The sequence below is a fragment of the Aminipila sp. genome, from assembly GCF_032051575.1.
Classification (GTDB): Bacteria; Bacillota; Clostridia; order Peptostreptococcales; family Anaerovoracaceae; genus Aminipila.
In genome coordinates, this window is record NZ_DAMBYD010000015.1 from 37,017 (window position 1) to 56,313 (window position 19,297).

A 19,297-nucleotide genomic window follows, 5' to 3' on the forward strand; every position below is an offset into this window, starting at 1 on the left:
TATTTCATTTTGAATTAAACACGGTTGATATTTTGCCATTCCTTAAAATGGACAAAATATCAACCGTGTTTTTAAATTCTATCTGGATAGCGTGCGGCAATCTCTGGATCAACAATAACTTCTCCATCTTTGTCAATTTTAATTATCAACATGTTAATACTCTCATTCAAAGCGCTGGCACCCAAGCCGAATACATATATATCGTCTCCTTCACTTACTTGGCTAGTCACTTCTTTACATGTTAAGCCTGTCCACACATTATTCTCTTCATCATTGAGTTCTAAAAGCTTTTCCTCTACTCTAGTAACCTTTCCTCTAAAATAAAACTTGTCTGATACGTGCTCATCTATATTATTTATATATTCATCAAAATCCGCTTGCTCATACCCCGTTGTATCTGGAGTATACGATTCAACAGGTGTTTCGACACATCCGGCTAAACCAAAAGCTAGAGTAGCAATTACTATTAAACTTAAAATTCTCTTCATGAACATTTCCCCCTATTCTAACTTTCATAATACTACCAAATATTACCAAAGTCAATTAAAAACTGTGAAAAGCGGCACAACTCAAAAAGTAAGACTTGTTCTCTTGATTTTATTCGCATTGGCATATACACTAAAAGTTATAGAGCACAATGGAGGAATACAAAATAATAATTAGCATGGAGAGGTTGAAATTGGATTACAATATTTTAGTAATTGACGATGATAAAGAGTTATGCGCCTTGATTAAACAAAGTGTAACAAAAGAAAATATAAGTGCAGAGCACTGCTATTCCGGTGCAGATGGACTGATATTGCTTGAAAAAAATGATTACCATCTTATCGTTTTGGATGTGATGATGCCGGGAATGGACGGCTTTCAGACAATGAAAAAAATACGAAAGCAAAGCAGCATTCCCATCCTAATGCTGACTTCTAAAAATGACAGTATGTCAAAAGTACATGGACTTCGTTCCGGTGCAGATGATTATCTCACAAAACCATTTGATATGGAGGAACTGATTGCTCGAATTATTTCCTTAATACGCAGATACACACGTTTTAATTTTGTAGACAATCATTCACAACCCCTGACTTACAAAGGCCTGACCATAGACTTTGACAGTCGAAGTGTTATTACGCAAAATGGCACATTTGAATTGCCGCGGAAAGAATTTGATCTTCTTCTGTTCTGTGCAAAAAACCAAGGCAGAATTTTAACTAAGCAGCAGATTTATGAGGAAGTCTGGGGTGAATCTTACGTTTATGATGACAGCAACATTATGGCAATCATCAGCCGTCTCCGTAAAAAGATTGAGCCTGATTCGGGCACGCCATTTTATATCCAGACGGTAAAAGGGATTGGTTATCGTTTTAACAAGGAGGTGTAGGGGATGCTTCTGAATGTGATTTTAGGCATATTATTTTGTCTTGCCCTTTTATTCGGGGTTAGCTGCTTCATAAAACTGATTAGTGTAAAACGGCAGCTTAAGGATATGACAGATACCATGAATGATATTCAGTCTGGAAACGGTAGCCGAAAAATCCTTGCCGTAGGAAATGAATTGACCGCAGACCTTTCTTATAAAATGAATGAAATTGTCTACGATTATGAAGAACAGCTCTCTCAGCTTAGAGTAACGGACGAAACCAATCGTCAGCTTATGACCAGCCTTTCACATGATGTACGGACACCGCTTACTACCCTGATTGGGTATTTGGATGCAATTCACAGAGGTGTAGCTGCCCCAAAAAACCAAGAGGAGTATCTTGAAATTGCAAGGCGAAAAGCACACGATTTGAAAGAATATATTGATATTCTATTTGACTGGTTTAAACTGAATTCCAGTGAGTTTTCTTTATCCATAGAGCAGACAGAGCTTGCGGAATTAACGAGAAATATTCTGAAAGACTGGATTCCCATTTTCGAAGAAAAGCATCTGGATTGTGAAATAGAAATTCCGGAAAAGCCGTTACTTGCAAAAGTAGACTTAGACGGTTATACTCGCATCATCAACAATTTAGTGCAAAATGTCATGAGTCACAGTCAGGCCACACAGATTAAAATTAAAATGTTAAAAAAGGAGGCAGAAATTAAAATTCGTATAGAGGATAATGGGGTCGGCATTGAAAAACCGGATCTGCAGCACATTTTTGAAAGACTGTATAAATGTGATAAAGGCCGTTCTAATAAGGGAAGCGGATTGGGGTTGTCCATTGTTCGGCAGATGGTCGAAAAAATGGATGGCAAAATTACGGTTCATAGTGTACCAAACCAGTATACGGTTTTTACCGTTTGTTTTCCCGAAAGGAATTAAGAAAATCCCTGTCTGTTGGCAGGGATTTGTTTTATGCAAATTACAAGGTTAATGCAAGGTTGCGGCAAGGTTAATGCAAGATTGACATGATAGACTAATTTTAGTAAGAAAAGGAGGTTCTTAATTTGAGTAATTTTATAATTGAAACAAAAAATCTTACCAAACAATATGGAGAGCAGAAAAGTGTTTCAAACCTAAATATCCACGTAAAAAAAGGCCGCATCTATGGCTTGCTCGGCAGAAACGGTGCGGGGAAAACCACAGCTATGAAGATGCTGCTGAATCTGACGAGGCCTACTTCCGGAGAAGTTCAAATATTTGGTAGAGGCATTCAGGGAAATGAAAAGAAAATTCTACCCCGCATCGGCAGCTTAATTGAAGCGCCGGGATTTTATCCAAATTTGACAGGCACAGAAAACCTAAAAATCTTTGCTCTGCTTAGAGGTGTTTCTAAGCGTACCGCTGTAAGGGACGCACTAGAGGTCGTGGGGCTGCCATACGAAGATAAAAAGCTATTTTCACAGTACTCCCTTGGTATGAAGCAGCGCTTGGCCATTGCTCTTGCCATTATGCACGATCCGGAGCTGCTTATTTTGGATGAGCCAATCAATGGGCTTGATCCAATCGGGATTGCCGAGGTGCGTTCGTTTATTCGGGGGCTGTGCGATGTGAAAGGGAAAACCATTTTAATTTCCAGCCATATTCTTTCAGAAATCTCCCTGTTGGTGGATGACATTGGAATTATCGACCACGGTGTATTACTGGAAGAAGAAAGCCTTGCCCAACTGGAAGAAAAAAACGGTAAATACATTCATTTTGGTGTTTCTGACACAGCGCAAGCAGCCAGAATCATGGAGAGAAACTTTGGTGTAAAAAACTTTACAGTGGAAAATGACCACAGCTTACGCCTGTATGATAGCAATTTTTCTGTGGCTGCACTCAACCGTGCTTTTATTGAAAACGGATTGGAGGTATCCGAAGCTCACACCTGTGAAGATACCTTGGAGGATTACTTCAAGCGTATAACCGGAGGTGAAGGCATTGCATAACCTGCTTCTTAGCGAATTTAAAAAATTCAAAAGAAAGAGAATATTTCTCTTTGGAATACTGGCAGCTTTCATTTTTCCTCTTTTCAATGCCGCATTGCTGTCAGATTCCAATTTTGCAAGCATCCAGTCTGGAGTAAGAGAGGACAATGCTTTTTTGCTTTTAATGCCACTGCTGATTATCATGGCGGCTAACGTGTTTTTTGTAGAACAGGACAATGATACATTAAAAAATCTGCTCTGCATTCCAGTGTCAAAAAAGCAATTGGTTATTGTAAAGTTATTGGTTTTATTGTTTTTTTCAGTAGCTTTTCAACTAATGGGTTTTACGGTTAGCACAGCAATTGCTATTTTTCAAAATATACCGGTGAATGACTTTGCTTCTCAGTTTTCTCTAACCGCATCAACGGGTGTACTCATGTGGGCGGCTGCGCTTCCTTGCATTGTACTGGTCATCTGGTTTAACAAAAGCTACATTCTCTCGGTGATTATTGTGTTCTTTTACACACTGTTAAATTATGTAATGCATTTCAGCGATGCCATTATGATGCAGCCTTTCGGGGTGAATGCGGGAACGCTTATGCCTATCCCCATGATTTTCAGATGGCTGTATCAGTTTTACACGCCCACCGGTGAAATTCAGACAGAGTTTTACAATCGCTTCAGCCAATACTTTGTACCGGCATATGTATGTTTTGGTGTGCTTTTGTTAGAAGCGGCAGTTTGCATCTATTTGATGATCCGCATCTATCGACGCAGAGAAATTTGAAGAAAAGGAGGTATCTTTATGCTTCGTATTTTAAAAACCGAATTTTTAAAATTAAAGCGATTTCATATTTTGCTCATTGGCCTTATTGGTATGACCCTTCCTGCAATTTTGTCTGTATTCACGCAGGCAGTCGCCACTCCGGAGACCACAACACAAAATTTTGACTTTTCCGCTCTCTTTAACAGTACCATATGGAATAGCGCAACGATTTTTATGCCTGTAATTTTCACCTTGATTGGCGGCTATTTAATCAATCGGGAATACACTGACAACACCTTGAAAAACATCTTACCTGTTCCGATAAGCTTTCAACGCCTGTTGTTCGGAAAACTGCTGGCAATGGGAATCTTAAGTGTACTGTTGGGGCTATACAGCTATGCAGTAACTCTGGTTGTCGGATTGCTGTCCGGTATTTCAGGACTGAGCATTGCTATTTTGTTCACAGGCCTTTTACAGATATTAGGGATATCATCTTCCACATATATTGCGGTTCTGCCCATCATTGCTGTTACAAGCAGGAGGCCGGGAGTTTTTATGGGCGGCGTTGTCATATCCTTCCTCTTCGGATATAGCGCCATGTTTATCAAAAACGTTACAATGCGCAGTCTGTATCCGATATTGTCTGGGCTGACGGTTATGAGATTTGATACGGAAACATTCATGAACACTTCCGAACCCGGAAAGCTCACTTTGTCCATCTTATCCTTGGCTGTCATGCTTTTGCTCACAATCATAATTGTGATGCTGACAAATCCACCACAAACAGCTTCCAAGAGTAAAAAACACAAAACAGCCGGTATGTTCCTAAGGCAAGGGCAAAAATGCCGATAGTTGTTCGGCGAGGGTGGTGTTTTTAATGTGGATGGAGATGAGTTTACCAGATCCATCAAATTAGAAATTTACGAAAGAGGTGATATCATTATGAAAGATAAAATTTTAAGTACAATTGCATTAATCACTATATTTGTTCCATTTACAATAGCTTTTTTATGGAATCCTACTGACCCAAAAGCCACTGCCATCATAATTGGCTATTGTATTTTTATCGCACTTGGCTTTTGCTATTCGCTTTTCCTGTTTGTCAAAAAGCACTTAAGAGATACGAACACAAAGGTTTCACTTGGGGTAAACAGTCTATATCTTGTAGGCATTTTGGTCTTTGTGGTAATTCCACATCTAATCTGATAAGGCCGTAAGAACCCGCCATATCTTAAAATGCTTTAATACTCTTTTCAGCCCTCCAAACCCGCGAGTTTAGGGGGCTGTTTATTTTAAAGAGTCGATACTTCTCATGGCAGAAGTGAAATATGAAAGATTCTGTTATTTTTTATAAGAATTGAAGAATTTCATAATACCTTCTGCATTATAACTTGCCACTTTATCTCTCCATTCATTGCTTTTCAATAGTTCAACTTCTTGAGCATTTGTATAGAACCCGTGCTCTATCAATACAGAGGGTATGGATGTATGTTTGATTACATATAAATTTTCTGTTGTTTTAATGCCCCGATTATAGATGCCTATTTGTGGAAAATTAGAACTCGAGATGTCCTTTGCAAGCTGATTGCCCACAACGCTTCCCTGAAAATAATAGATTTCCCAACCACTGGGGCTAGTCCATTCACTTCCGTTGCCAAAAGCATTCGCATGTATACTAACAAAAATATCAGCATCAGAATTGTTTGCACTTGCACATCTTTCCGAGAGGCTTGAATCAGAATCACTATTTACTGTAAGAAGCACTTCAATTCCCTTAGCCTCTAAAACGTTTTTCATTTTATCTGCCACAGCCCGATTAAACTCATACTCTCTTAACGAACCATCTGGACTTCGTTTGCCCGCCGTAGATTCCCCATGACCCGGGTCCAGCATCACTACCAATTTTCCATCTTCCATGGGATTAAAATATGTAGTCAAAGTTCTAAAGGAAATTGTCAAGGTTTTACCATCTTTAGACAAATCCACAACGGGATTTGTTGCTTCCTTTAGGTCACATACAATTCTAACATCATTTTTATTATAAGCAGAAATCCTTACTGCTGATAATGGGGAGTCCTTTTGGTCATAAATCAAGTCCGATACCTTTGAGTCTACCATAAAATCCTTTATATCCAGAACAAATCTGTCAGGCGAGGTCAACATACTGGTAGAATAGCTACCTACTGATTTAAGTGGTTCTGAAATTTGAATGGTTACTTTTGTGTTGTCTTTAGTTGAGTTCCCCTTTTCTGCCAGAACTTCTGTGACGCTACCTGTAATCACAGGAGGTTCTTCAGGCTTTTCAGGTGAAGTGATTGTTACGGTCCGTGTGGAATCAACCCATCCAACAAGAAACCCTAGTTCCTCTGCAACAAACCTTGCAGGAATCATGGTCCTGCCATTTATTATTGCGGCTGGAACATCCAGCGTTTTTTCTTCACCGTTTACCGTAGCAACCTTATTATTGATTTTAAGAATGACGACAATATTGTCGTATTTAACGGTAACCATATAATTACTCTGATCCCATTCTACATTTCCTCCAAGGGTCTCAAAAACTGCCCTTGCCGGAACCAGGGTCCGATCGTTTTGAATAATTGGCATAACATCTGCCGCTACTTGCTCGTTATTAATCACAAGATTAATGTCATCGTGGGTTGCTGCAGCAACTGGTTTTCCCATAATCACAAAGAAAACCATTAGGAATACAAATATGCTAATAAATATATTAATAAAACTTATTTTTTTAATCATTAAAAAACCTCTTTTGCACAATATCATTATTTTATATAAAGATTATAGCAGAGGAAACGACAAAAATCTATTTTATAACTAAATGGTAATACAAATGTTATACAAAAATCGAGACACTAAAATAGAGCTAACGAAAACTGTAATTTTTACAATTTTCACTAGCCCATACCTTTATTTAAATCTGGTTATTATTCCTACCTATGAATTTCTTCAAGTGCATACATGCACATATCTACTGCTGCAGCCAGACAATCTTCATCAAAATCAAACCTAGCATTATGTAAAGGTGAAGTAGTGTCCGTACCGATTCCTATATAAGTGCCCTTTCCACCGTTATTCTGGACCTTATTTATCATTACTGCTGCATCATCAGTGCCGCCTACGTTGCCTTCAAAGTAAATTTTTTCAAACCATGGAACCTTACCTGCTGCGCGCTTAACTACTTCCATGATTTCATCGTCGCTTACACCGGCTGGTACCTCTCCATAATCAATATAGTTATAGGACAGATCATAAGACTTGGCGGTTCCATCAAGTATGTCAAATACACGTTTACCCGCATATTCGCTGATTTCTTGCGTCTGCCCTCTATATTCCAGACGCATCAATGCATTAGGTGCTATTGTATTTGCACATACACCCGCATGTATTTCACCAACGTTTACTCTGAACAGACCTGCTTCGTGAGGAGCTATAGCATGGATGTTAAGCGCTGCCGAACATGCAGCAAGCAGTGCATTTTTTCCTTCCTGAGCAGCCCCACACGGATGCGCCGCTTTTCCCTCAAAATAGACATCCAGCTGTCTGTCACTGAGAAAATCCTTACACCCACATGCAATCGTATTTGATGGCAATGGTCTGTTTTCCCCACTTAATGCGATATGCATTGCTAAGAAATAATCCACGTCATCTAGGTGCCCTTTATCTACAATGGATTGAGCCCCATAGAAGGTTTCTTCGGCTGGCTGAAATATCAGCTTAATCTTCCCTGAAAGTTGTCCTTTCTTGCCTATAAGTTCTTCTGCAATTCCAATGCCTATCGCTGTATGCCCATCATGACCACATGCATGAACCCTGCCCTTGTTAACGGATACATATCCTTCATCAAAAGGTCGGTAGTCTTTTTCTTCAGGCTCCTGATATGGCAGGCAATCCATCTCAAATCTAAATGCAGTGACCGGGCCAGGCTTCTCAGTATCAAACACAGCCAGAACACCTGGATATCCCTTTGTTCTGTCTACATAAGATGGCTTTGCTCCCTGTCTAACAGCTCTTTCCATAGCCTCATTCCTCTGCTCAGGTGTCAATTTTTCCGGTTCGCCAATACTGTCAGTATTGACGACGTCAGGCCCCATTAGTACATCATATCCCAGTTCAGTAAGAATTTCGGCAACTCTGGCACTAGTTCTGAACTCATGCCAGCCATATTCGGGATACTTGTGAAATTCCCGTCTGTACTCTACTATCTTATTCATTTTTCAAACCTTTCTTTTGCTTGCATCAATTGCTTCTCCCAACAATTCTATGCCCCTTTTTATTTCATCATCACTGACATTAGAGAAGCAAAGGCGCAAATGCCCCGTACCTTTGTACTTATCAAGATAAAATACAAATCCTGGCATTACCAGTACTCCCCTTTTTTCTGCTTCCTCATATACCCCCTTCTCACTGATGTCATTGCTAAGTGAACACCATATTAACACCCCACCTCGCGGTTTATCATATGTGATTCCTTTGTCTGATATGGCGTCAAGACAACAACACATTAAGTCTCTTTTCCTTTTATAATGGTTGGCGAGCTCAAGCGTATGCTCTTTCAGCAGCCCACGTTCTATATATTCATTCAGCAAAAAATCACCAATATTATCAATAAATATTTCATCTAAAGACACAAGAACACCTAGCATTTTCACAAGATCCGTAGGCCCTATTACGTATCCAGTTTTAATCCCATAAGGAAATAACATGGTAAAAGAGTCAATATACACCACGGATTTGTATCTGTCTAATGAGTATAAACTTGGAATACGTTCTTCTGTGTATCGGAAATCACGCTGTGAATCTTCCTCGATAATTGGAACCCCGTTTTTATGTGTCAGTTCAAGAAGTTTTATCCGTTTTTCTAAAGACATTACTATGCCGCTTGGATTATGAAATGTCGGCATAGTGTAAACAAATTTTGGCTTATGCCGAACAATCATATTCTCCAAATACCCCATGTCCATTCCATCGTTCTCCATTGGTACAGTGATAACCTCTATGCCTTTGTTCCGAACAATAGAAACAGCATCTGGCATGACAGGTTCTTCCACAATGATACAATCTCCTTGTCTCATATATAAGGTAGTAATGAGATTAAATGCCTTGGTTGTTTCAGAAATCAACTGTATATTTTGTGGTTTTACATATACATTCTCGTCTACCAGCATGTTGCATATGTTTTGCTTGGTACGCTCTGTTTCATTGAGTTTTGCTAATAAAATGTTTCCATCTGAAGCTTTCTCCAGCAGTTTTTTGATGATATCCTCCATACCTTTAACCGGTGAGCATTCTTTGCTCATATTGATTCCTGCAAATGAAATATATTTGTCACTGAATGTATCGGCAAATATATCCATAAACTTTTTAGTATGACGATCATAATCGTACAATATCATCTTCTCTAAAGGGAAAAACCTGTTAGTAAAGTTATCGTCTTCAGCGGGTATATCAATGAAATAACCCTTAGGCGCACTTCGTGATACAGTCATAAATCCCTCAGATACTAAAACACTGTAAGCCTTAATAACTGTATTTCTATGAACGTCAAGCTCCGTTGCCAATCTTCTTTCAGAAGGCATTTTATAACCATGTATTAGTTCTTGATGTTCAATCATATTTTTTATGGCCCTAACGATCTGCATGTAATAGGGCATTTCGCAGTTTCTATCAATTTTAATATTCATAACATAAATTATAATATTAGAAAGTCAGTAATTATTCAATCATATTTTTATGCATTGATTGCAGTTTCATCAGCTGCAGCCAATTCTCTGTTCTTTTTGATTTTTTTTACATATCTGTCCCATATAGTCAACATTACAATGCCTATGACCATAATAATTGTAATACCAATAAACATATAACGATACGCACTATCTCCAAATGTATCCAGGAGTTTACCTGAAGCAAACGGTACGATTACCTCTGGAAGGTATCCCAATGTACATACCAATCCAATGGCAGTTCCAGCCACTCTTATAGGAATTCCACCCTCTTCCATCATAGAAAATACCAAACTATATCCACCGTACATACCTGCATAAATAAGGATACATAAAACAATAAACAGAGTAGAACTCATATTACCCATAACGACCATCAGCAAGGTTCCGATTGCCATCATAGAAAATGTTACATACATAACCTTTGATCTTCCAATTTTGTCTCCAAATATTCCTCCGCCGAAGGAAGCTACTGGTCTCACATACTGCGCAGCAATGGTTATGAAAGCCCCTGCAGTTGCTGCCAGACCAAATCTAGATGTTGCATACGGAGTAAAGTAATAGAAAGCTATGTTCATTACATATGTACAGCACAATATTGCAGAAAGTATCCATACTGCTGGCATTTTGACTACTTCAATAACTTGTGATAGTGAAATTTTATCGCTTTGCTCAATGTTACCTACTTTTTCTGCTGAAGGTTTTGAATCTTTTAGTAGAATAAATACCATAACTCCCAAAACAACGGCTATAATCGAATAGTATGTGATTACCCCATTAAGTCCTGCCGCATCATTGCTTACTTTGCTGAAATAGGCAAATATGGCTACTATGCAAGCCCCATCTATGGCATAAACTATGCCTCTTCCTCCATCCATAAAGCCATATGCTTTACTTTGTTCATCATCGTTTGCAATTTCTCTCAAACTTTTCAGTAGTGATGGCCAGAATGCAAATAAAGAAGTAAATCCCCACATGGCATATATTGCGAGTAGCATTATATAGCTCGGATTCATCAGATGAAGAAAACCTCCAATTCCTGTCAGTATCAGCGAAGCGGACATTAACTTTCTAGGAGATACCATGTCTGCAACAACGCCGCCAAACAGATATGATATCATTCCGAAAATACCGAACATTGATCCAAAGGCTCCCATCTGAGTATTTGTCAAATGATACGTGCTGAGATAAGAATCATAAAAATATGATCTAAAATAAGGAAGCCCATATATCATTGCACCTGCAATGGTTATTACTACTAGCACAAATATGTGCTTTCTAAGTTTTGAAGTAGATTCCATTTTATTCACCTCTCATTATTCCATTAATTTAAATATTTTTATTCATTATATTTCATATAATTTTTTATAAAAGTACCAAAAAAAAATAGAATTAATATTTTAAGTAGTCCAAACTCTAGGTTACTAACAATAATCATAGTCCAAATGTGTGCTTGACATGATTATAAACTCATACTAATACAGCCACCACCATCTTGGAGAATCCAAAAGGGTGGTTAAGCGTTTTCAAGCAGCAAAAATCGTGTTTTATTAAAAATTTAATTTTTCGCACTCGGCTTATTGACGTATTCGAACCATATGATATAATTATAGTATTTCATAATGTAATATTAATAATTATGTCAAATAGTTTTTAAAAACAAAATCATCTTCGCTAACTTATAGCAGACTATTGAACGGAGGATCATATGAAATTAACATCTTTAGTGATAGGCGATTTAACTGCTCGTATTCCAATTATACAAGGTGGCATGGGTATCGGGATTTCTCGGGCCAACTTAGCAGCAGCAGTTGCAAATGAAGGAGGTATCGGGATTTCTCGGGCCAACTTAGCAGCAGCAGTTGCAAATGAAGGAGGTATCGGGATTATTTCCGGCGTACAAATTGGATTTTCAGAACCAGATTTCAAAACGAATACTTTAGAAGCAAATGCCAGAGCACTTAAACGAGAAATAAGACTTGCAAGGAAATTAAGTCCTCAAGGGATACTCGGTGTTAATTTTTGGGTGGCCATGAATAACTATGAGCAGCTTGCAAAAACAGCAGTAGAAGAAGGAATTGATATCATCATATCCGGTGCTGGACTTCCCACCAGGCTTCCGGAAATCGTACAGGGCTCTAAAACCAAAATTGCGCCTATGGCTTCTTCTGCCAGAACAGCCTCTGTCATCTGTAAATTGTGGGATAGAAAATATAATCGGATTCCCGATTTTATTGTTGTAGAAGGTCCTGATGCTGGAGGACATTTGGGTTATAGCATGGAAGAATTAACCTTAGATGTTATGCCCAATCTCCACCAGATTATTAAAGAAGTCCTCGAAGTAATCCAACCTTACGAAAAAAAATACGATAAAAAGATTCCTATCGTAGCCGCAGGAGGTATTTTCACCGGGGAAGACATCGCCAAATACCTAAGACTTGGTGCTTCAGCAGTTCAGATTGCTACAAGATTCATTGCAACAGAGGAATGTGATGCCCATATTAACTTCAAAAATGCCATTCTAAATGCTAAAGACGGAGATATAAAGTTAATAAAAAGTTCCGTTGGAATGCCGGGAAGAACTTTAAATAATAAATTCATCGAACAGTTAGAATCAACCCCTTTAAACATAAAAAACTGTTCAGGCTGTATGAAGGCTTGTCAGGCTCAACAGGATGCTTATTGTATTTCACAAGCTCTGATTAATGCTGTAAACAGAAACATCGACGAAGGACTGGTTTTTTCCGGATCAAATGCACACCGAATCCATAAGATTGTTAAAGTAAAAGATTTAATGAGCACCCTTGTCCTGGAAGCAGAAGAAGCTTATTCCATTCCTTTTTATTTAATATAATAAGCACGCCAATAAAGATATGTTCTTTTCTAGTAAATATAAAAAAAAAGCAAGGCCCCCCTTGTTTTTTTATGCATTATTTGCACAGTTCTTATATATTTAATAATCCTCCGTATATTAAATCCATCCACCCTGCTCTTATCAATAATAGGGTAATCCCTGCTGCAATTAGAAGAACAGGCAGACATCGCTTCGCCTTTTTGGGAACATAGATTAACAAACACACTATCATACATATATAGAATGTGAACAGTAATATATTCTCCCCTCCTGTTATATACCATTCCGTACACAATGCTACGATTGGTAAAGCTGCCAGGATATTTGCAATACTTTTATTTTCCTTTGCATACCATATGACTGCGGCGCAGATAGGCGAAAATATCGATATAATGCTCCATAAAATTATTTGTGATTTAGGAAAGAACCCAAGAAATAAAATTGTATATGAATAATATGTTAAGAGCATTGAGATAAAAAAGCTAAATACTCTTATTGCTGCATATACAGGAGTATTGGAAAAAACAGATAATAGTGTTGCTATAAAAATCCATACACCAAATCGTCCAAATATGTCATCCAATATGGGCAGAGTCCCTGTTATTTGAGGTACGTCCACAAGCTTGGCAACTAGTCCTAAAATTATACCAATTGTTACAGTAAAAAGAATTGAACGGTATTGCATAGTTGGTTTAATTTTTCCGAATTTACATTGCAAACAGTTCCCCCCCTTAAATTTCCATTTGATTACATGCTCAATAAATAATATGACCTCAGTATATCATAAAAAATACTAACCAAGAATACAAAAATCCAAATTGAGGCTTATGCCCAGACACATAGATTTTCTTGGAGTGAGACAACTTTAACATCTAACTATAGTAAAAACGCTACCATATCTAAAAGTGCGCCAGCCTTATTAATAAGACTGGCGCACTTGCCCATAGTTCACCTGTGAATTTGTAGTGTTACTTAAAGAAGAATCCATAAAGCTTGCAAATCGGTAAAGCATTGAAGCCATTTCTTCACGGCTAATTTCCCTGTCTGGTTTAAAGTTTCCATTTCCAACGACAAAATACCGAGTTTTATATTTTCATTTTTAGAAACTTCTTAACAAAGTATTCTGACCTATAAAAGATACTAAGACCGCACTAAAAAATGCTGAGCTATTTTGCCCAGCATTTACTATTTTTTTTATAAATTCAATAACTGCTGTTTCTTAGCAGCAAATTCCTCTTCGGATATAATACCTTCATCTAAAAGTTCCTTAAACTTTCTGATTTCATCTGCAATATTATTTTTATCTTCAGTGACTGTAGGCGTATTGTTTTGTGAATCAACTTGATCTTTAATTCTTTCAAGTGCAGCAAGAACCTTTTGTGCTGACTCGAAAATAGTTTTATATATAAAGCTATCACATTTTGTTTTTGTTGTTAAAAAATTAATATAAATAGGAGGGGTTCCCATATCCTTTACAGTAATCTTTATCTTAAGACTATTTACAAATTTCTTTGATTTTTTACCACCAACTACACTTCCTACAATTGCACCGGCACCTCCAAAAGTCAATGCTCCAAGAGCAGCCATTCCCAGCCCTCCTTTTGTCACTGATGCATCATCCTCAATTAATTCATAGCTTAGTAAGTCAGTATAGTTATAGATACATAGTGGTGCCCCTTTTCCTCCAAAAATTTTTTGTTTCAAAACTGCCCATTTCTTGTTTTGATCGTCAATCTCAAAATAGTTATTTACAGTTATTGTGGGTGTCCAAACCTGAACTTCATTATTTGATGCTTCCATTAAATCTTCTTTGCTTTTTCCCATGACAGTCTCCTTTTATATACAATTTCGTAAACATATATGTTCTATACTACTCCATAATTTTCCATATTGCAACAAAGTAGGGGATTTTTAATTATGAAAATATAAATGCCGCCCTATTTTTGGATCGGCTATGTTATTAATATCTTTCTGATATCTTTAATTAGTCTTATTACAAGAGCTCTATCAGTCTTCAGATATTCCTTGCAATTTATCCATAAGAGACAGTCTATCTTCTTTGCTTTCTATACCACCAATTTTATGAGCATTAAGATTAAAAGTGCATTAAGCAAAGAAGCTGCTGACGAAGAATCCAATATAACTACAGAAGTGGAGAAATTTGAACTAGAGAAATCAAATATTAGCAAAATAGCAACGACAATCGATGCTATTATAAAATCAATTTTAAGAAAAGTTGTTGATAGCAATCGTATCGATTACCGTGATACCGAAAGCTATTGGGGAATTCTATTAGATGATAATAACCGAAAATGGATATGCCGTAATCAGGAAGCAGCACAAAAGATGGATGATTATTTCTCAAAACTCATCAGTCAAAAATAACTTTTACGACAATTTTACGACAAATGACATTTCTAAAAAAATAACCGTTGAAATTTCAACGGTTTTGTGGTGGAGATGAGGAGAGTCGAACTCCTGTCCGAAAGCATTTCCACATGAATTTCTCCGAGCGCAGCCAATGTTTTATTGTTTCGCTTCTCCGATCGCCCGTTGGCAGGCTATCAGGTCCGCTATCCTATTAGTCCCCTGTGCTACTAGGAGCTCACACAGAGTTTTCCCGTATGTCGACGCCGGGTTCCACACCTACGGGTGAATGTGGGCCGACGACGCTACCGCTGTGCGCGGCGCTGAACTATGCAGCTAATGCGTAATTGTTATTATTTTTAGCGTTTATATTTAACGTGCCATTTTTAACGCAGACTTGGCAAACTGCGGCTCGCTTATCAGGCTTCTACACCCCCGTCGAAACCTTTACATCCCCATAACTAATAGATTTTCTTAACTTTTGTTCTACCCTCAAGGAATACAACTACAGCCTTAATCATTAGCGGGATATAGGTTATAACAAATACAAATTCAGCACTTCTCTTTACCGGCTTCTTGGTTTTATTGGAAACGGAGGTTCCAATAATCACACCTAAAGAACATAGGCACATCTTCAATAATGCCATATCCTTCCAGTTTGCCTTTTCCATATATCGATCTGCATAGTTTAATAACTTCTTCATAAATAACCTCATTACTTTCAACATTAATCATGAAACTTATATTGACTATTATGTGCTAAATTGTATCGTTTTATTAATTATACACAATAATTTTATAAAATCAACATTAAATTTATATTACTTTTACTGCTATATTTTACTAAAAAAAGTTTTTTGTTTTATCCTCAATGATTTTAAGAACAGTGTCATATCCGTTTACACACTCCCAATCACCTGCTATATAGTATTTGACAACATCATAAATCATTGTTTTATAATTTTCTAAAACTTCCTCTTTCGATGCCCCCTTCTCTTTCATTTGTTTGACGTCAGATTCTGCATACTCTATTTTTATTTTACATCTTTTCTTTTCCTTGTCATCTGTTACATCAATAATGGAAATATCACAATTAGTAGAAAAAGGAATATCCGGTATTAATTTAATTTTCCTCATTACTATCCTCCATGTATTAGTTAATTTTAGCTAAAAAAGCACTTCAATTGAAGTGCTTTTGCATTTAGTAGTTTTTAGCATCTCTTCTAACAGCCTGTTGCATTTTTCTGTCAGCATCTTTTTTGGCTATATCCTCACGCTTATCATAATTTTTCTTTCCTCGTGCCACTGCAAGCTCCAATTTCGCCATACCCTGCTGATTTATATACACATTGAGAGGCACTAAAGTCAGTCCCTTTAACGTAGTTAATCCTATTAATTTTCGTATTTCCTGTTTGTGCAGCAAAAGTTTCCTAGGTCTAAGTGGATCTACATTAAAACGGTTTCCTTGTTCATAAGGGCTTATATGCATTCCATAAATAATCAGCTCACCATTTTCAATTTTAGCATAGCTCTCTTTTATATTTATTTTCCCATTACGAATGGATTTTATTTCAGTCCCAGTAAGCACCATACCAGCTTCATAAACTTCTTCTATAAAATAGTCGTGTTTTGCCTTTTTATTGCTGGCAATCAACTTTTTTTGTTTCATTTCTATGCTCTCCCTTCGAAGGGCTCAATGGCCTTATTATCCCCATACTTTTTTACTTAAATACTCTTATATTATTAAATGGATATAACCTTACGAAAGCTTTGCCTAATACATCATCGATTTTTACGCATCCTACCTCATCCAGTCTGCTATCAATGCTCACCAGTCTATTGTCCCCCATAACAAACAGTTCGCCCTCTGGAATAGTTAACTTGTCAATATGTCCATCCGTATATCCATCTTTTGTATATTCTTCCGTCAGCAATTTATCATTAATATAAACATTGCCGCCGTCAATACTTATAGTTTCCCCAGGTAGTCCGATAACTCGCTTTATTAGCATCTTTTCTTTTCCATTTTCAAGCTTCAATCCAGTATGGAATACGACTATATCCCCTCTCTTCGGTTCTCCAAAATTGTAAGCCTGCTTGTTCAGTAGTATGTAGTTATTTTCATACAGTGTAGGCTGCATTGATGACTCTTTTACAATGGTAGGTTTTATAAACTGCATAATGATAAATGCAATTACAACTGCTATTAATATTTCTTTAATTAATCCTTTCATTTCTAATCCCCCTAATCGAACAATTCGTGTCTTATATTCTCTAGATTTTGTGGCAGTTTCCCTTCTATCTCTTTTCCTATCATATATTTTAAAGGCTCCTCTGCCTCATGAAAGGACAATTTATACGCATGAAGAAACTGCGTGGTTAACCCAAACATTTTATCAATCTGTCTATTTGCAGATGGATTACCATACTTTGTATCCCCTATAACCGGATAACCTGCACCACCTAAGTGTGCACGTATCTGATGAGTTCTTCCGGTTACAAGTTCCACTTCAACCAAAGTAAACCCATTTTTAGAGATTATAGGCCGGGCAATAGTCTCCATTACCTTGCCGCCTTCTTCTTCCATGGGCATAACTTTAACCATATTTTTACTGTTGTCTTTTTCCATCTTATCTTTTAAGATTAATTCTTTTTTTAATTCTCCTGCTACAACCGTAAGATAATACTTACTTACATATCCTTTTTCTCTTACCATTAAATTGAGAGTCTGCAAGGAATTACTATTTTTTCCAAACATAACAAGCCCTGTCGTATTACGATCCAGTCTGTTTACTGGGGAAGGCACAAAAGTCCTTTCTCGGTCAGGCCTGTAATCACCTTTTTCAATAAGATAGGAAATAACTTGATTAGCCAAATGATTCTTCTTTTCATGTAAATCCCCATGAGTAAGTAAACCAAAAGGCTTCTCTACTACAATAATATTTTCATCCTCGTAGGCAATATTAAACTGCTTCTTTGCTATTTGAGTTTTCTTTTTCACCATAAGAGAATTAAAGTCTTCATCACTTATATACAAGGTCAATTCGTCGCCTTGCTCTAGTATAGTCTCAATACTTCCCCTTTTGCCGTTAATTTTTATATCCTTACGTATAAGTTTATAAATATAGCTTAAAGAAGCATTTTTTAAATATTTTTTTAGAAACCTGTCAAGTCTCTGCTTATCTTCGTTTTCTGTTATTACTAATTTAATCATGAAATGATTATAACATATTCTCTCTCAAATATACAGTGTAACAAAAATTTAATAAAAAAGTATACTATTATTCGTCAAAATATGATAGATTATTTATATATGGTTTTAAAATTCAAACTTATGTTTAGGGGGATTGTTTAATGGGAAAGGTTAAAGATATCTTATACGATATTAGTGATATATTAACAGCTTTTATTATTGTAGGAGTTGCGGGTTTAGTCATTTGGTTTAGCATTGGGAATATTATGGAATATCCATCGATTGTTTCAGCAGCAACAGAGCAAAATAAGGAAAACACAAATTTTGGATTAGCAGTTCCCGTAGGGGATAGTACAACCAGCCAGGGGGCTGTAACCGGAAGTGCAGTAGGTAATAAAGCAACAGCTGATCCATATTCCATTTATATTAACTATGGAGAATCAACTACTGCAATAGCCGAAAAATTTGTTGGAGTAGGGTTATTTGATTCTGTAGACCAATTCAATACATTACTTGCACAAATGAATGCTGCTTCAAAAATTAAGTCAGGGAATTTCATTATTCCTGCCAATGCAACACCAGAAGAAGTCATTACAAAAATTACAACTACATCAGGCCAATAAGCCAATTATTATTAATGATTAGACTAATATTACAAATGAAAAATAGGGCTGTTTTATAACGGCCCTATTTTTTATTTCACCTTATTCTCTATTTCTCTTACTCATCTAACATTTTTAATAGTCCATCTAATTTTTTTCGTTGTTCTCCCGTCATCATAGGTCTTAAGGCCTTAACCATCTCCATCTGCTTATCAAAGGCTTTTCTATCCTTTTTTAAAACTTGTTTCAGTTTAAGTATTTCCTGTAAAAGCTGATCATCACTTTTACCTGTAAAATTTTCTGTTGCTTGGGAAATCATATCTGAAGTTCTTTTCGAATTTTTTCCGCCAAGACCTAATTGATTTGCTAAATCCATTAACATTTTATCATCTATACTCATATTATACCCTCCATAATTAAGGTTTTCTCTATACTATATGCACAATG

22 protein-coding genes, 1 other RNA gene and 1 pseudogene are annotated in these 19,297 nt (G+C 36.9%); 9 read left to right on the forward strand and 15 right to left on the reverse strand.

Annotated elements, in window-relative coordinates; all coding sequences use genetic code 11:
* Window positions 1-71 precede the first annotated feature (71 nt).
* Entirely contained in the window at window positions 72-488 is a 417-nt protein-coding gene (locus RTW14_RS17245) for an LptM family lipoprotein (protein ID WP_312653766.1), read from the reverse strand.
* 176 nt (window positions 489-664) lie between these two features.
* Here RTW14_RS17245 and RTW14_RS17250 point away from each other — a divergent pair, with 176 nt between their 5' ends.
* From RTW14_RS17250 to RTW14_RS17275, 6 genes are all read left to right on the forward strand, one after another.
* Window positions 665-1,375 (forward strand): response regulator transcription factor, encoded by a 711-nt coding sequence (locus RTW14_RS17250; protein ID WP_312653865.1) that lies wholly within the window; start codon window positions 665-667, stop codon window positions 1,373-1,375.
* Window positions 1,376-1,378: 3 nt separating this feature from the next.
* Window positions 1,379-2,302: a HAMP domain-containing sensor histidine kinase gene (locus RTW14_RS17255; protein WP_312653768.1), complete on the forward strand. Its 924-nt coding sequence runs from the start codon at window positions 1,379-1,381 to the stop codon at window positions 2,300-2,302.
* Between the two features lie 125 nt (window positions 2,303-2,427).
* The gene (locus tag RTW14_RS17260; protein WP_312653770.1) at window positions 2,428-3,351 is read left to right on the forward strand and encodes an ABC transporter ATP-binding protein; all 924 of its coding nucleotides are present in this window, start codon (window positions 2,428-2,430) and stop codon (window positions 3,349-3,351) included.
* Entirely contained in the window at window positions 3,344-4,117 is a 774-nt protein-coding gene (locus RTW14_RS17265; RefSeq protein ID WP_331654505.1) for an ABC transporter permease, read from the forward strand. Before RTW14_RS17260 ends, RTW14_RS17265 begins: the two co-directional genes overlap by 8 nt.
* An 18-nt stretch (window positions 4,118-4,135) precedes the next feature.
* Window positions 4,136-4,948, forward strand: coding sequence for an ABC transporter permease (locus RTW14_RS17270; RefSeq protein WP_312653775.1), 813 nt, complete (start codon window positions 4,136-4,138; stop codon window positions 4,946-4,948).
* 27 nt (window positions 4,949-4,975) lie between these two features.
* On the forward strand, window positions 4,976-5,302 hold the full coding sequence (locus RTW14_RS17275) for a hypothetical protein (protein WP_312653777.1): 327 nt from the start codon (window positions 4,976-4,978) through the stop codon (window positions 5,300-5,302).
* A gap of 135 nt (window positions 5,303-5,437) precedes the next feature.
* On the opposite strand, the gene RTW14_RS17280 is transcribed toward RTW14_RS17275, so the two are convergent.
* The 4 genes from RTW14_RS17280 to RTW14_RS17295 all read right to left on the reverse strand — a co-directional run bounded on the left by RTW14_RS17280 (window position 5,438) and on the right by RTW14_RS17295 (window position 11,135).
* A complete protein-coding gene (locus RTW14_RS17280; RefSeq protein ID WP_312653779.1) occupies window positions 5,438-6,850 on the reverse strand; it encodes an N-acetylmuramoyl-L-alanine amidase family protein in 1,413 nt (470 codons plus the stop codon).
* 194 nt (window positions 6,851-7,044) lie between these two features.
* The gene (locus RTW14_RS17285) at window positions 7,045-8,325 is read right to left on the reverse strand and encodes an amidohydrolase (RefSeq protein WP_312653781.1); all 1,281 of its coding nucleotides are present in this window, start codon (window positions 8,323-8,325) and stop codon (window positions 7,045-7,047) included.
* 3 nt (window positions 8,326-8,328) lie between these two features.
* Window positions 8,329-9,795 (reverse strand): aminotransferase-like domain-containing protein, encoded by a 1,467-nt coding sequence (locus RTW14_RS17290; RefSeq protein WP_312653783.1) that lies wholly within the window; start codon window positions 9,793-9,795, stop codon window positions 8,329-8,331.
* A 47-nt stretch (window positions 9,796-9,842) separates the two neighbouring features.
* Window positions 9,843-11,135 (reverse strand): MFS transporter, encoded by a 1,293-nt coding sequence (locus tag RTW14_RS17295; protein ID WP_312653785.1) that lies wholly within the window; start codon window positions 11,133-11,135, stop codon window positions 9,843-9,845.
* Between the two features lie 407 nt (window positions 11,136-11,542).
* Between RTW14_RS17295 and RTW14_RS17300 the strand changes: the two genes are divergently transcribed.
* On the forward strand, window positions 11,543-12,688 hold the full coding sequence (locus tag RTW14_RS17300; RefSeq protein WP_312653788.1) for an NAD(P)H-dependent flavin oxidoreductase: 1,146 nt from the start codon (window positions 11,543-11,545) through the stop codon (window positions 12,686-12,688).
* A gap of 91 nt (window positions 12,689-12,779) precedes the next feature.
* On the opposite strand, the gene RTW14_RS17305 is transcribed toward RTW14_RS17300, so the two are convergent.
* The 3 genes and pseudogenes from RTW14_RS17305 to RTW14_RS17310 all read right to left on the reverse strand — a co-directional run bounded on the left by RTW14_RS17305 (window position 12,780) and on the right by RTW14_RS17310 (window position 14,512).
* A complete protein-coding gene (locus tag RTW14_RS17305; RefSeq protein ID WP_312653791.1) occupies window positions 12,780-13,406 on the reverse strand; it encodes a hypothetical protein in 627 nt (208 codons plus the stop codon).
* A gap of 201 nt (window positions 13,407-13,607) precedes the next feature.
* Window positions 13,608-13,754, reverse strand: a pseudogene (locus tag RTW14_RS18885) (S-layer homology domain-containing protein); the annotation flags it as partial.
* A gap of 128 nt (window positions 13,755-13,882) precedes the next feature.
* Window positions 13,883-14,512 carry an SHOCT domain-containing protein gene (locus RTW14_RS17310; protein WP_312653793.1) on the reverse strand — a complete coding sequence of 210 codons (630 nt, stop codon included), beginning with the start codon at window positions 14,510-14,512 and terminating at the stop codon, window positions 13,883-13,885.
* Window positions 14,513-14,770: 258 nt separating this feature from the next.
* Between RTW14_RS17310 and RTW14_RS17315 the strand changes: the two genes are divergently transcribed.
* The gene (locus RTW14_RS17315) at window positions 14,771-15,073 is read left to right on the forward strand and encodes a hypothetical protein (RefSeq protein WP_312653795.1); all 303 of its coding nucleotides are present in this window, start codon (window positions 14,771-14,773) and stop codon (window positions 15,071-15,073) included.
* A 67-nt stretch (window positions 15,074-15,140) separates the two neighbouring features.
* On the opposite strand, the gene ssrA is transcribed toward RTW14_RS17315, so the two are convergent.
* The 6 genes from ssrA to RTW14_RS17345 form a co-directional block, all read right to left on the reverse strand.
* Window positions 15,141-15,512: a transfer-messenger RNA gene (gene ssrA / locus RTW14_RS17320) on the reverse strand.
* A 4-nt stretch (window positions 15,513-15,516) separates the two neighbouring features.
* Entirely contained in the window at window positions 15,517-15,759 is a 243-nt protein-coding gene (locus RTW14_RS17325) for a permease of phosphate ABC transporter (RefSeq protein ID WP_312653797.1), read from the reverse strand.
* 139 nt (window positions 15,760-15,898) lie between these two features.
* The gene (locus RTW14_RS17330; protein WP_312653799.1) at window positions 15,899-16,192 is read right to left on the reverse strand and encodes a hypothetical protein; all 294 of its coding nucleotides are present in this window, start codon (window positions 16,190-16,192) and stop codon (window positions 15,899-15,901) included.
* Window positions 16,193-16,256: 64 nt separating this feature from the next.
* The gene (smpB, locus tag RTW14_RS17335) at window positions 16,257-16,724 is read right to left on the reverse strand and encodes an SsrA-binding protein SmpB (protein WP_312653801.1); all 468 of its coding nucleotides are present in this window, start codon (window positions 16,722-16,724) and stop codon (window positions 16,257-16,259) included.
* A gap of 52 nt (window positions 16,725-16,776) precedes the next feature.
* Entirely contained in the window at window positions 16,777-17,289 is a 513-nt protein-coding gene (gene lepB, locus RTW14_RS17340) for a signal peptidase I (RefSeq protein WP_312653804.1), read from the reverse strand.
* A gap of 11 nt (window positions 17,290-17,300) precedes the next feature.
* Window positions 17,301-18,269 (reverse strand): RluA family pseudouridine synthase, encoded by a 969-nt coding sequence (locus tag RTW14_RS17345; RefSeq protein ID WP_312653806.1) that lies wholly within the window; start codon window positions 18,267-18,269, stop codon window positions 17,301-17,303.
* A gap of 140 nt (window positions 18,270-18,409) precedes the next feature.
* Between RTW14_RS17345 and RTW14_RS17350 the strand changes: the two genes are divergently transcribed.
* Window positions 18,410-18,871, forward strand: coding sequence for a hypothetical protein (locus RTW14_RS17350; RefSeq protein WP_312653808.1), 462 nt, complete (start codon window positions 18,410-18,412; stop codon window positions 18,869-18,871).
* A 97-nt stretch (window positions 18,872-18,968) separates the two neighbouring features.
* Here RTW14_RS17350 and RTW14_RS17355 read toward each other — a convergent pair whose 3' ends face one another.
* Window positions 18,969-19,250 carry a hypothetical protein gene (locus RTW14_RS17355; RefSeq protein WP_312653810.1) on the reverse strand — a complete coding sequence of 94 codons (282 nt, stop codon included), beginning with the start codon at window positions 19,248-19,250 and terminating at the stop codon, window positions 18,969-18,971.
* Between the last annotated feature and the right edge of the window lie 47 nt (window positions 19,251-19,297).

Coding starts and splice junctions, on each gene's coding strand:
- RTW14_RS17245 (WP_312653766.1), bottom strand. CDS start 488: ATGAAGAGAATTTTAAGTTTAATAGTAATTGCTACTCTAGCTTTTGGT.
- RTW14_RS17250 (WP_312653865.1), top strand. CDS start 665: ATGGAGAGGTTGAAATTGGATTACAATATTTTAGTAATTGACGATGAT.
- RTW14_RS17255 (WP_312653768.1), top strand. CDS start 1,379: ATGCTTCTGAATGTGATTTTAGGCATATTATTTTGTCTTGCCCTTTTA.
- RTW14_RS17270 (WP_312653775.1), top strand. CDS start 4,136: ATGCTTCGTATTTTAAAAACCGAATTTTTAAAATTAAAGCGATTTCAT.
- RTW14_RS17280 (WP_312653779.1), bottom strand. CDS start 6,850: ATGATTAAAAAAATAAGTTTTATTAATATATTTATTAGCATATTTGTA.
- RTW14_RS17285 (WP_312653781.1), bottom strand. CDS start 8,325: ATGAATAAGATAGTAGAGTACAGACGGGAATTTCACAAGTATCCCGAA.
- RTW14_RS17290 (WP_312653783.1), bottom strand. CDS start 9,795: ATGAATATTAAAATTGATAGAAACTGCGAAATGCCCTATTACATGCAG.
- RTW14_RS17295 (WP_312653785.1), bottom strand. CDS start 11,135: ATGGAATCTACTTCAAAACTTAGAAAGCACATATTTGTGCTAGTAGTA.
- RTW14_RS17300 (WP_312653788.1), top strand. CDS start 11,543: ATGAAATTAACATCTTTAGTGATAGGCGATTTAACTGCTCGTATTCCA.
- RTW14_RS17310 (WP_312653793.1), bottom strand. CDS start 14,512: ATGGGAAAAAGCAAAGAAGATTTAATGGAAGCATCAAATAATGAAGTT.
- RTW14_RS17315 (WP_312653795.1), top strand. CDS start 14,771: ATGAGCATTAAGATTAAAAGTGCATTAAGCAAAGAAGCTGCTGACGAA.
- RTW14_RS17325 (WP_312653797.1), bottom strand. CDS start 15,759: ATGAAGAAGTTATTAAACTATGCAGATCGATATATGGAAAAGGCAAAC.
- RTW14_RS17330 (WP_312653799.1), bottom strand. CDS start 16,192: ATGAGGAAAATTAAATTAATACCGGATATTCCTTTTTCTACTAATTGT.
- smpB (WP_312653801.1), bottom strand. CDS start 16,724: ATGAAACAAAAAAAGTTGATTGCCAGCAATAAAAAGGCAAAACACGAC.
- lepB (WP_312653804.1), bottom strand. CDS start 17,289: ATGAAAGGATTAATTAAAGAAATATTAATAGCAGTTGTAATTGCATTT.
- RTW14_RS17345 (WP_312653806.1), bottom strand. CDS start 18,269: ATGATTAAATTAGTAATAACAGAAAACGAAGATAAGCAGAGACTTGAC.
- RTW14_RS17350 (WP_312653808.1), top strand. CDS start 18,410: ATGGGAAAGGTTAAAGATATCTTATACGATATTAGTGATATATTAACA.
- RTW14_RS17355 (WP_312653810.1), bottom strand. CDS start 19,250: ATGAGTATAGATGATAAAATGTTAATGGATTTAGCAAATCAATTAGGT.